Raw genomic sequence first — 10,933 nt, forward strand, 5'->3', positions numbered from 1 at the left:
GTGGGCTGGTTCGAAGCACTCGTCCTGGGCCTGGTCCAGGGCCTGACGGAGTTCCTCCCGATCTCCTCGAGCGCGCACCTGCGGATCGTCGCGGCGCTCGTCGGCTGGGACGACCCGGGCGCGGCGTTCACCGCCGTCACCCAGATCGGCACCGAGCTGGCGGTGATCATCTACTTCGGGAAGAAGATCGGCCGGATCCTGCAGGCCTGGTTCTTCTCGCTGTACAAGCCGGACTGGCGCCGTGACCCGGACGCGCGCCTCGGCTGGCTGATCATCATCGGCTCGCTGCCGATCGTGGTGCTCGGGCTGCTGCTGCAGGACCAGATCGACAGCGCGTTCCGCGACCTGCGGATCACCGCCACCGTGCTCATCGTGTTCGGCCTGATCCTGCTGTACGCCGACCGCGTCGGGAAGCAGGAGCGGACGCTGGACCACCTGACCGTGCCGCACGGCCTGGGCTTCGGGTTCGCCCAGGCGCTGGCGCTGATCCCGGGCGTCTCCCGCTCCGGTGGCACGACGAGTGCGGGCCTGCTGCTGGGCTACACCCGCGCCGAGGCGGCGGAGTACTCGTTCCTGCTGGCGCTGCCGGCGGTGTTCGGGTCGGGTGTGTACAAGCTCAAGGACATCGGCTCGGGCGGCGTGCCCGCCCAGTGGGGCCCGACGATCCTGGCGACGCTGGTCGCGTTCGGCGTCGGCTACGCGGTGATCGCCTGGCTGATGGCCTACATCAAGAGGCGCAGCTTCGTGCCGTTCGTGATCTACCGGCTGGTGCTCGGGGTGCTGCTGTTCGTGCTGATCTTCACCGGCGCCCTGGACCCGAACGCCGGCCCCGTCAGCCACTGACCCGCCCGCGTGGGGACCCGATGATCGGTCCCCACGTAGGGTGGGCCTCGTGAGTACGGTCATTCTGGTCAGGCACGGCAAGTCGACGGCCAACGGCTCCGGCGTCCTGGCCGGGCGGTCCCCGAAGGTCAACCTCGACGACACCGGCCGCGCCCAGGCGGACAAGCTGGTCGCTCGCCTCGACGGCGTGCCGCTGGCGGAGCTGGTCGTTTCGCCCATGCTGCGGTGCAAGCAGACCGTCGGCCCGCTGGCCGCCGCGCGTGGGCTCGGGAAGACAGTCGAACCCGGGCTGTCCGAAGTGGACTATGGCGACTGGACCGGCAAGGAGCTCAAGAACCTGGCCAAGGAACCGCTCTGGCGGGTCGTGCAGGCGCACGCCTCGGCCGCGGTCTTCCCCGGCGGCGAAGGGCTCGCGGCGATGCAGGCCCGGTCCGTGGCCGCCGTCCGCGCGCACGACCGCCGGATCACCGCCGAGCACGGCGACCACGCCGTCTGGCTCCTGTGCAGCCACGGCGACGTGATCAAGTCCATCCTCGCCGACGCCCTCGGCCAGCACCTCGACGCGTTCCAGCGGATCGTCGTCGACCCCGCGTCGATCTCGGTCGTGCGCTACACCGAGACCCGGCCGTTCGTCATGCGGGTCAACGACCACAGCGACGACCTGCGCGGGATCGTGCCGCCGGAGCCCAAGCCGAAGCGGGGCAAGAAGGCCGCCGGGAGCAGCGACGCCGTCGTGGGCGGTACCACCGGCCGGTGAGCGTGGCCACCTCCGGAAAGCGCTGACATCCGCACCGGGGGACCACGTAGGGTGGCGAGACCGAGTGTTGTACCCCCACCAGGAGCCTGCCCCGATGATTTCGCCGGACAACCCGTTCGCCGCACCCAGCGAACTGCCCTACGCCCTGCCGCCCTTCGACCGGATCGCCGACGAGCACTACCGGCCCGCGTTCGAGGCGGGCCTGGCCGAACACTCGGCGGAGATCGAGCAGATCGCCGCGCAGGAAGCCGAGCCGACGTTCGAGAACACCGTCGTGGCCCTCGAGCGCGCCGGCGAGCTGCTGGGCCGCGTGGCGAGCGTGTTCTACAACCTGTCCGGCTCCAACAGCACCGACGAGATCCAGGCCATCCAGGCGGAGTTCGCGCCGAAGCTGGCCGCCCACCACGACGCCCTCCACCTGAACCCGAAGCTGTTCGCCCGGATCGACGCCCTCCACGCGCGGCGTGAGGAACTCGGCCTGGACGAGGAGTCGCGGCGGCTGCTGGAACGGCGTCACCTCGACTTCAGCCGCGCGGGCGCCGGGCTCGGCGAAGCGGAGCAGGGCCGCCTGCGGGAGCTGAACGGGCAGCTGTCCACCCTGCAGACGAAGTTCCAGCAGAACCTGCTCAAGGACACCAACGACCTGGCCGTCGTGATCGAAGACCGCGCCGAGCTGGCCGGCTTCGGCGACGGCGCGATCGCCACCGCGGCCGAAGCGGCGGCGGCCCGCGGCGAGGACGGCAAGTACGTCATCCCGTTGACCCTGCCGACGAGCCAGGCCTCGCCGCTGGAGACGCTGCGCGACCGCGACGTCCGCGCGCGGATCCACGCCGCGTCGATGGCGCGAGGCAACCGCGGCAACGAGTTCGACAACAACGCCCTGGTCGCCGAGATCGCGCACCTGCGGGCCGAACGCGCCGCGCTGCTCGGCTACCCGAACCACGCGGCGTACGTCATCGCCGACGAGACGGCGAAGACCGCCGAAGCCGCGGCCGGGCTGCTCGAGCGCCTGGCGCCCGCCGCCGTCGCGAACGCCCGCACCGAAGCCGCGGAGCTGCAGCAGCTGCTCGAAGCCGACGTTCCCGGCGCGACGCTGCGCCCGTCGGACTGGCCGTACTACGCCGCCCAGGTCCGCCGCGAGCGCTTCGACGTCGACACCGAAGCCCTGCGTCCGTACTTCGAAGCCGACCGCGTGTACCTCGACGGCGTCTTCTTCGCCGCCACCAAGCTCTACGGCCTCACCTTCACCGAACGGACCGACCTCCCCAAGTACCACCCGGAGGTCCGGACCTTCGAGGTGTTCGACACCGACGGAACCCCGCTCGGGCTGTACCTGCTCGACCTCTACACCCGCGACGCCAAGCGCGGCGGCGCGTGGATGAACACCTTCGTCGACCAGTCCGAGCTGCTGGACCGCAAGACGGTCGTGGTCAACGTGCTCAACGTCGGCAAGCCGCCGGCGGGGGAGCCGACCCTGCTCACCTTCGACGAGGTCGTCACCGCGTTCCACGAGTTCGGCCACGCGCTGCACGCCCTGGTCTCCTCGGTCCGCTACCCGGCGTTCTCCGGCACCAACGTGCCCCGCGACTTCGTCGAATACCCGTCCCAGGTCAACGAGATGTGGATGCTGTGGCCGGAGGTCCTGGCCAACTACGCCAAGCACCACGAGACGGGGGAGGCGCTGCCCCAGGAGCAGGTCGACAAGCTCCTCGCCGCCCAGCAGTACGGCGAAGGCTTCTCGACCACCGAGTACCTGGCCGCGTCGCTGCTCGACCAGGCCTGGCACCGCCTCGGCGTCGACGACCGCGTCGAAGAGGTCCAGCGGTTCGAGACCGACGCGCTCGTCAAGGCGGGCGTGGCCGTCGAAGCCATCCCGCCGCGCTACCGCACGACGTACTTCGCGCACGTGTTCAGCGGCGGCTACAGCGCCGGGTACTACTCCTACATCTGGAGCGAGGTCCTCGACGCCGACACCGTCCAGTGGTTCCGGGAGAGCGGGGGACTGACCCGCGAGAACGGCGACCACTTCCGCCGCACCCTCCTCGGCAGGGGAGGCAGCATCGACCCGATGGACGCGTTCCGGGCCTTCCGCGGCCGCGACCCCGAGATCGAGCCGCTCCTGGCCCGCCGCGGGCTCAACGGAGTCTGAGTCTTCAACTGTATAACGACCTATACTGCGGGCCGAGTTTTTCAAACTCGGCCCGCAGTGCGCTGTGTAGCACCAAAGCCCGCAACGACTAAGAGACCAGATCCAGCCAGGCGTCCGCGAGTGCGGCGTGACCGGCCGGTGTCGGGTGCACGCCGTCTTCGGACCAGCGTTCCGGTCCGCTCGCCGCGGCGAGGTCGGTGAACATGCGGTCGGCGGCGAGCAGGTGCGCGTCGAACCGCGCGGCGAGGTCCCGTACGACCTGGATCTTCGGGTTCAGCCCGGCGCGCCATTCCCGGCGCACGTCGTCGTTGATGAGTACGGCTTGTTCGCCTTCTTCGCGGTGGATTCCGGCTTCGACGACACCGTTGACCGGCAAAAGGAACGGTTCGATGAGGATCAGTTCGGTGCCCGTCTCGGCGAGCGGGGCGAGCAGGCGGTCGTAGCCGGCCGCGAACTCGTCGGCGGAGACCGCCGGGGCGTTCGGGTCGAACGTGTGCCGGCCGTTGTCGTTGACTCCGACGAGGATGGAGACGACGTCGGGGTGTGCGTCGAGGACGTCGGTGGACCAGCGGGCTTCGAGGTCGGGCACCGTGTCGCCGGCGTGTCCGGCGTTGAGCCAGGTGACGGGCCGGTCGGGGTAGCGGAAGCACCATCGGCCCGCGGCGAGTGCCGGGTAGCCGCACTGGTCTTCGCCGTCGGGGCGCCAGAGGTCGGTGATCGAGTCGCCGGCGAAGAGCACGGTGCTGTGGGGCTTGAGGGTGATCGTCATGGAGCCGAGCCTGGTGGCCGTGGCTGGCGGGGAACGCACACCGGGCTGGTACCGGGCCGGCATTCCCCGCCAGGTGCGTGTCAGGCGGTGTGCTCGTTGGCGACGATGTGGTCGACGAAGCCGTAGGTGAGGGCTTCTTGCGCGTCGAACCAGCGGTCCCGGTCGGCGTCCGTGGTGATCCGCTCGACGCTCTGGCCGGTCTGGCTCGCGGTGATCTCCGCGATGCGGCGTTTCATCTTGCCGAAGACCTCGGCCTGGATGGCGATGTCGGTGGCGGCGCCGCCGATGCCGGCCGAGGGCTGGTGCATGACGATCCGCGTGTTGGGCAGCAGGTAGCGCTTTCCGGGGGTGCCGGAGGAGAGCAGGAACTGGCCCATGGAGGCGACGAAGCCGAGGCCGTAGGTCGAGACGTCCGGTTTGACGAGCTGCATGGTGTCGTAGATGGCCATGCCGGCGGTGACCGAGCCGCCGGGTGAGTTGATGTAGAAGGTGATGTCCTTCGCCGGGTCGTCGGCGGCGAGCAGGAGGAGCTGGGCGATGAGCCGGTTGGCCACCTCGTCGTTGACCTCGGAGCCGAGGAAGACGATGCGGTCGTGCAGGAGCTGTTGGTAGACCGAGTCTTCGGGTGAGGGACTCGGTGCCTGCATGTCGGGTACGGCGAGAGTGGTCATGGCCCGACGGTAGGGCGCGGGAATGGGTGTCCGGTGGTGGTTTCGCTGTGAGCGTGCGGTGTTCGCGGGGAGCGGAGTGAAGGCGGCCTTGCCAGGGTGGTCGGCGTCGGCTAACGTACAACCACATGGTTGTACTTCAGGAAGAGAGTGAGGAGTCGCTCAACCAGCTCTTCCGCGCCCTGGCCGACGGCACGCGCCGCGACATCCTGGCGCGGTCGATCACCGAAACGCCGTCGGTGTCCGAGCTCGCCGCGCACTACGAGATGAGCTTCGCCGCCGTGCAGAAGCACGTCGCCGTGCTCGAGCGGGCGGGTCTCATCCGCAAGCGCGCGAACGGCCGCGAGCAGCGGGTGGCGGCCGACCGTGCGCGGCTGCGGCGGGCCAGTGAACTCCTCGACTCCTTCGAGTCCGTTTGGCGTCAACGAGTGGCGCAGCTCGATGATGTCCTGCTATCGAAAGAAGTTTGAACGATGCCCGTCACCTCGGTGACCAAAGATCCGGAAGCGCTCACCCTGACGCTGGTGGCCGACTTCCCGGTTCCGCAAGAACGCCTGTGGGCCGCCTGGGCCGATCCGCGGCAGCTGGAGCGCTTCTGGGGTCCGCCGTCCGCGCCCGCGACCTTCACGCACCACGACTTCCGGGTCGGTGGTCGTGCGGAGTACTTCCTGACGGGGCCGGACGGGGAGAAGTGGAGTGGCGCCTGGAAGTTCACGGCGGTGGACCCGATCGCCTCGTTCGTGGCGGACGACGGTGAGGACAACGCCGAGGACGAGGCCATGCCGATGTCGATGACGTTCGCCTTCGAGGCGACGCCGACGGGGTCGCGCATGATCAGCGTCACCCGATTTTCGAGTGTCGAAGCCATGGAACAGACGACCCCGGGCATGGAAGAAGGCCTTCGCGCCGCGATGCCCCAACTGGACGAGGTGCTGGCCGGATGAGAACTCTCAAGATCATCGAGCATGTGTCGCTCGACGGTGTGATCCAGAACTCCGCCGACGGGGACGGTTTCCCGTACAGCGACTGGACCGGGGCGTACCGGACCCCGGCGGGTGCGGAGATGATGCTGTCGGCGCACGGTGAGCGGTTCGACCTGCTGCTCGGCCGGCGCACGTACGACATCTTCGCGGGGTTCTGGCCGACGGTGTCGGGCATGCCGATGGCGGACCGCCTCAACGCGGCGAAGAAGTACGTCGTGACGCACCGTCCGGACGATCTCGGCTGGGGGCCGGCCGAGGGGGTCGGCCCGGACCTCGTCGAGGGTGTCCGGCGGATCAAGGCGGAGGACGGGCCGGGGCTGGTCGTGACGGGCAGTTCCACGCTGACGTCGGCGCTGCTGGAGCACGGGCTCGCGGACGAGGTCGTGCTGGTCGTCTACCCGGTGCTGGTGGGCACGGGCAAGCGGCTCTTCGCGGAGGGGACCCCAGGGCAGACGTTCGAGTTCGCCGGGACGACGCCGACGCCGTCCGGAGTGCTGCTCAGCACCTACAAGGTCGCCGGGCCGCTGAAGACCAGCTGACGAGAAAGGGGCCACCGTCCTGCGTGGACGGTGGCCCCTTCGTGGGTCAGGCTCAGATGAGGCCGAGCTTCTGCACGGTGTCGCGCTCCTCGACGAGCTCGGCGACGGAGGCGTCGATGCGGGCGCGGGAGAAGTCGTCGATCTCGAGGCCCTGGACGATTTCGTACTTGCCGTCCTTGGCGGTGACCGGGAAGGACGAGATGATGCCCTCGGCGACGCCGTAGGAGCCGTCGGAGACGACGCCGGCGGAGGTCCAGTCGCCGGCCGGGGTGCCGTTGACCCAGGTGTAGACGTGGTCGATGGCCGCGGAGGCGGCCGACGCGGCGGAAGAGAGGCCGCGGGCCTCGATGATGGCGGCGCCGCGCTTGGCGACGGTCGGGATGAAGTCGCTCTCGAGCCAGGCCTGGTCGACCTCGACGCTCTTGCCGCCGACCTCGGCGTGCTGGACCGAGGGGTACTGGGTGGCGGAGTGGTTGCCCCAGATGGCGAGCTTCTTGAGCTCGGTGACCGGGACGCCGAGCTTCTTGGAGAGCTGGGCGAGCGCGCGGTTGTGGTCGAGGCGGGTCATCGCGGTGAAGCGGTCGGCCGGCACGTCGGGGGCGTGCGAGCGGGCGATGAGGGCGTTGGTGTTGGCGGGGTTGCCGACGACGAGGACCTTGATGTCGTCGGCGGCGCCGGCGTTGATGGCTTCGCCCTGGGGCTTGAAGATGCCGCCGTTGGCCTCGAGGAGGTCGCCGCGCTCCATGCCCTTGCTGCGGGGGCGGGCGCCGACGAGGAGGGCGATGTTGGTGCCTTCGAAGGCCTGCTTGGGGTCGTCGAAGATGTCGGTGCCGGCCAGGAGCGGGAACGCGCCGTCGTCGAGCTCCATGGCGGTGCCCTCGGCCGCCTTGACCGCCTGCGGGATCTCGAGGAGCCGCAGCTTCACCGGGACGTCCTGGCCGAGGAGCTGACCGGACGCGATGCGGAAGAGCAGCGCGTAGCCGATCTGGCCGGCGGCGCCGGTGACGGTCACGTTGACAGGGGCTTGGGTCATTGCGGTTCTCCAGCTTGAGACGACTTTGGCTAGTGCACTGGAGCCTATCCCTCCTCGTGGTCGCGGGTCGGGTGCGTCCAGTCACTCTCGCTGGATCGATCAGGTACCGGTGACGTTGGCGGCGAGGCGGTGGAGGAGGTCGGCGAGCTGGGCGATCTCGGTGTCGGACAGGCCTTTCCGCATGCGTTCGTCGTGGGCGATGGCGGCGGAGGCGAGCCGGAGGAAGAGCTGTTCGCCGTCGGGGGTGAGGGTGACGAGGTGGACCCGGCGGTTGTCGGGGTCGCGACGGCGGGTGACGAGACCGGCCGTTTCCATGCCGTTGAGGTGGTGGGTGAGGGTGGCGCCCTGGATGCCGACCGCGTCGGCGAGTTCGCGTTGGTTGGCGACGGGTCTGGTCTTGAGGGAGATGAGGATCTGCCAGACGGGCTGGGAGCCGCCGGCGGCGGCGAGGGCCTGGTCGAAGGCGCGGCCGGCGGTTTTGGCGGTGCGGGCGAGGACGACGCCGATGGGGGTGGTGGCAGGTGCTGGCACGGGGTGAACCCTACCGCAGATACCGAGAGATCTAAGCGTTTGACATCTAATGGTTAGACATCTAACGTTGGTGCTTATCGAACCGGAAGGGGAAACGCGATGAGCACCGAAGAGCAGGTCCGCGAGTTCGGCCGGGTCTGGGCCGCGGCGGAAGAGCGTGGGGACACCGAGGTCCTGGCCGGTCTGGCCGCGGACGGCTTCCGCCTGGTCGGCCCGCTCGGCTTCGTCCTGGACCGCGACCAGTGGCTGGCGCGCTACAGCGGCGGCGCGCTGGTCACCGAGAAGCTGGACTGGGACGAGGTCGAGGTCCGCGACTTCGGCACGACCGCCATCGCCGTCGGCGTGCACGCCCAGGTCGCCAAGCACCAGGGCAACCCGGTCGACGGCCGGTTCCGCGCCACGCACGTCCTGGTCCGCGACGAAGACCGCTGGCGCCTGGCCGGCATCCACCTGAGCCCGATCGGCGGCCCGCCGCCGTTCGCACCCGGAGGTGCCGCGCGATGAGCGTCGAACTGAACCACACGATCGTGTGCGTGACCGACCGGGAGAAGTCGGCGGAGTTCCTCGCCGGGATCCTCGGCCTGCGGACCGAGCCGGTATCCGGGCCGTTCGTGCCCATCCGGCTGGCGAACGGCGTCACGCTCGACTACCTGCGGGTGGACCGCGTGACGAGCCAGCACTACGCCTTCCTGGTCGGCGACGACGACTTCGACGCCGCGCTGGCGCGGATCGAGCGGGCCGGCATCACCTATTGGGCGGACCCGTTCCACGAGCGGGCCGGCGAGGTCAACGACCTGAACGGCGGCCGCGGGGTCTACTTCGAGGACCCGGACGGCCACAACCTGGAACTGCTGACGAGGGGGTAGCCATGCGGGTGAGCATCGGGGTCACGGACTTCTCGTGGCCGGACAAGCTGACCGACGAACTGGCGGGCATCGCCGTGGCGGCCGACGACGCCGGGCTGGACACGCTGTGGGTGGCCGACCACCTGCTGCAGGCCGACCCGCACAGCACGCCGGACTCGGCGATGCTCGAGGCGTACACGACGCTGGGGTTCCTGGCCGCGCGGACCGGCCGGATCGGGCTGGGCACGATGGTCTCGGCGGTGACGTTCCGGCCGCCCGCGCTGCTGATCAAGGCCGTCACGACGCTCGACGTCCTCTCCGGCGGGCGCGCCCGGTTCGGGATCGGCACCGGGCACCACGACGGCGAGGCGCGGGCGATGGGCCTGCCGTTCCCGCCCGTGGGCGAGCGGTTCGAGCGGATGGAGGAGACCATCCGGCTCGCGCTGCGGATGTGGGCCGGGGACGACTCGGCGTTCGAGGGCGAGCACTACCGCCTGGACCGTCCGATCGGGATTCCGCGGCCGGTGCGCCGGCCGAAGGTGCTGATCGGCGGCGCTGGTGAGCGCAAGACGCTGCGGCTGGTCGCGCGCTACGCCGACGCGTGCAACGTGTTCGACATCCCGGACGGCGGGAAGACGGTGCGGCACAAGCTGTCCGTGCTCGCGCGCCACTGCGACGAGGTGGGGCGGCCGTACGGGGAGGTCGAGAGGACGATCAGCACGCGGCTCTCGCCCGGCGAGTCGGCGGAGTCGTTCGCGCGGCGGTGCGGGGAGTTCGCGGAGTGGGGGATCGAGCACGCGGTCGTGATCACGGCCGGGCCGTGGTCGTCGGCGGGGGTCGCGACACTGGGGCGGGTCGCCGAACTGGTGGCCTGAAGGGTGCGGAGTCGCGGGTCTGCCGGCGGAGTGAAACGATCAAGCCCGGACGTCGCGGGGTGATCGCGGACGGCGGGCGGCGGTCCGGGGGCGCGAAATCGTTTTCCGGTCGTATTTCTTCGTGTTCACTATAATGACGGCTCGAAATTATCGGTATACCGCGTGGCGGGACTGCTACTGCGTGTTGCTCCGTTCAGCGGGGTTTCGGACCATGATCCATTCGCTACCATGGTCGGCGCCCCCGTACCCAATTCGAATGTATTGGGAAGGATTCCGATGCTGTCTGCGGTCGTTGCTGCCGTAATGGCGCTGTCCTCTGTGGTCACCCCGCATTCGTGGAACACTCCTCCGCCGCCCGACAAAATCGTCATCGACGTCGTGAACGCCATTGGCACGGGCTGTCCGCCGAACACGTCCGCGGTGGCCGTCTCGCAGGACAACACGGCGTTCACCGTCACCTACAGCGCTTACACGGCGCTGATCGGGGTCGGCGCCGGTCCGCTGGACGCCCGGAAGAACTGCCAGATCGGCCTGCGGGTGCACGTCCCGCAGGGGTTCACCTACGGAATCGCGCAGGCGGACTATCGCGGATTCGCCCACCTGGAACGGGGCGCGACCGGCCTGGAAAGAGCCAACTACTATTTCCAGGGCAATTCTCCGACGGCCTACATGCAGCACCCGCTGGCCGGTCCGTTCGAGGATGACTGGCATTTCACCGATTCGACGGAAGTCGGCGCGATCGTGTTCAAGCCGTGTGGTGAGGAACGCAATCTGAACATCAACACGGAATTGCGGGCCGGGGCCGGGACGTCGGATCCGAAGAAGACGACGAGCTACGTGACGATGGACTCGACCGACGGCAGCATCACGACCACGTACCACTTCGCGTGGTTGTCCTGTCCCTGATCGGAGCACCGTGAAAACGGGGCGGCGCGGCTTGG

General features: G+C 69.4%; 14 protein-coding genes. 10 read left to right on the plus strand and 4 right to left on the minus strand.

Annotated elements, in window-relative coordinates; all coding sequences use genetic code 11:
- From AB0M59_RS36890 to AB0M59_RS36900, 3 genes are all read left to right on the plus strand, one after another.
- On the plus strand, positions 1 to 843 hold the full coding sequence (locus tag AB0M59_RS36890) for an undecaprenyl-diphosphate phosphatase (RefSeq protein WP_364624701.1): 843 nt from the start codon (positions 1 to 3) through the stop codon (positions 841 to 843).
- Positions 844 to 892: 49 nt separating this feature from the next.
- Positions 893 to 1,600 (plus strand): histidine phosphatase family protein, encoded by a 708-nt coding sequence (locus AB0M59_RS36895; protein WP_364624703.1) that lies wholly within the window; start codon positions 893 to 895, stop codon positions 1,598 to 1,600.
- 94 nt (positions 1,601 to 1,694) lie between these two features.
- Entirely contained in the window at positions 1,695 to 3,749 is a 2,055-nt protein-coding gene (locus AB0M59_RS36900) for a M3 family metallopeptidase (protein ID WP_364624705.1), read from the plus strand.
- Between the two features lie 88 nt (positions 3,750 to 3,837).
- On the opposite strand, the gene AB0M59_RS36905 is transcribed toward AB0M59_RS36900, so the two are convergent.
- Entirely contained in the window at positions 3,838 to 4,518 is a 681-nt protein-coding gene (locus AB0M59_RS36905) for an SGNH/GDSL hydrolase family protein (protein WP_364624707.1), read from the minus strand.
- A gap of 80 nt (positions 4,519 to 4,598) precedes the next feature.
- Positions 4,599 to 5,189: an ATP-dependent Clp protease proteolytic subunit gene (locus AB0M59_RS36910; RefSeq protein ID WP_364624709.1), complete on the minus strand. Its 591-nt coding sequence runs from the start codon at positions 5,187 to 5,189 to the stop codon at positions 4,599 to 4,601.
- Between the two features lie 125 nt (positions 5,190 to 5,314).
- Between AB0M59_RS36910 and AB0M59_RS36915 the strand changes: the two genes are divergently transcribed.
- From AB0M59_RS36915 to AB0M59_RS36925, 3 genes are read left to right on the plus strand one after another with little or no spacing between them, the layout of a single operon-like run.
- On the plus strand, positions 5,315 to 5,656 hold the full coding sequence (locus AB0M59_RS36915) for a helix-turn-helix domain-containing protein (RefSeq protein ID WP_364624711.1): 342 nt from the start codon (positions 5,315 to 5,317) through the stop codon (positions 5,654 to 5,656).
- Between the two features lie 3 nt (positions 5,657 to 5,659).
- On the plus strand, positions 5,660 to 6,130 hold the full coding sequence (locus AB0M59_RS36920; RefSeq protein ID WP_364624713.1) for an SRPBCC domain-containing protein: 471 nt from the start codon (positions 5,660 to 5,662) through the stop codon (positions 6,128 to 6,130).
- Entirely contained in the window at positions 6,127 to 6,708 is a 582-nt protein-coding gene (locus AB0M59_RS36925; protein ID WP_364624714.1) for a dihydrofolate reductase family protein, read from the plus strand. The genes AB0M59_RS36920 and AB0M59_RS36925 overlap by 4 nt, the downstream gene beginning before the upstream one ends.
- Positions 6,709 to 6,760: 52 nt before the next feature.
- Here AB0M59_RS36925 and AB0M59_RS36930 read toward each other — a convergent pair whose 3' ends face one another.
- Entirely contained in the window at positions 6,761 to 7,741 is a 981-nt protein-coding gene (locus AB0M59_RS36930) for a malate dehydrogenase (protein ID WP_364624716.1), read from the minus strand.
- Positions 7,742 to 7,840: 99 nt separating this feature from the next.
- Entirely contained in the window at positions 7,841 to 8,272 is a 432-nt protein-coding gene (locus AB0M59_RS36935) for a MarR family winged helix-turn-helix transcriptional regulator (protein ID WP_364624718.1), read from the minus strand.
- 99 nt (positions 8,273 to 8,371) lie between these two features.
- Here AB0M59_RS36935 and AB0M59_RS36940 point away from each other — a divergent pair, with 99 nt between their 5' ends.
- The 4 genes from AB0M59_RS36940 (at position 8,372) to AB0M59_RS36955 (ending at position 10,898) form a co-directional block, all read left to right on the plus strand.
- The gene (locus AB0M59_RS36940; RefSeq protein WP_364624720.1) at positions 8,372 to 8,776 is read left to right on the plus strand and encodes a nuclear transport factor 2 family protein; all 405 of its coding nucleotides are present in this window, start codon (positions 8,372 to 8,374) and stop codon (positions 8,774 to 8,776) included.
- Positions 8,773 to 9,138, plus strand: a complete 366-nt coding sequence (locus AB0M59_RS36945) for a VOC family protein (RefSeq protein ID WP_364624722.1) — start codon at positions 8,773 to 8,775, stop codon at positions 9,136 to 9,138. Before AB0M59_RS36940 ends, AB0M59_RS36945 begins: the two co-directional genes overlap by 4 nt.
- Before the next feature lie 2 nt (positions 9,139 to 9,140).
- Positions 9,141 to 9,992 carry a TIGR03560 family F420-dependent LLM class oxidoreductase gene (locus AB0M59_RS36950; protein WP_364624724.1) on the plus strand — a complete coding sequence of 284 codons (852 nt, stop codon included), beginning with the start codon at positions 9,141 to 9,143 and terminating at the stop codon, positions 9,990 to 9,992.
- A gap of 276 nt (positions 9,993 to 10,268) precedes the next feature.
- Positions 10,269 to 10,898, plus strand: a complete 630-nt coding sequence (locus AB0M59_RS36955) for a DUF4360 domain-containing protein (protein ID WP_364624726.1) — start codon at positions 10,269 to 10,271, stop codon at positions 10,896 to 10,898.
- The last annotated feature ends 35 nt before the right edge of the window (positions 10,899 to 10,933 follow it).

This window comes from Amycolatopsis sp. NPDC051371, from assembly GCF_040682155.1.
Classification (GTDB): Bacteria; Actinomycetota; Actinomycetes; order Mycobacteriales; family Pseudonocardiaceae; genus Amycolatopsis.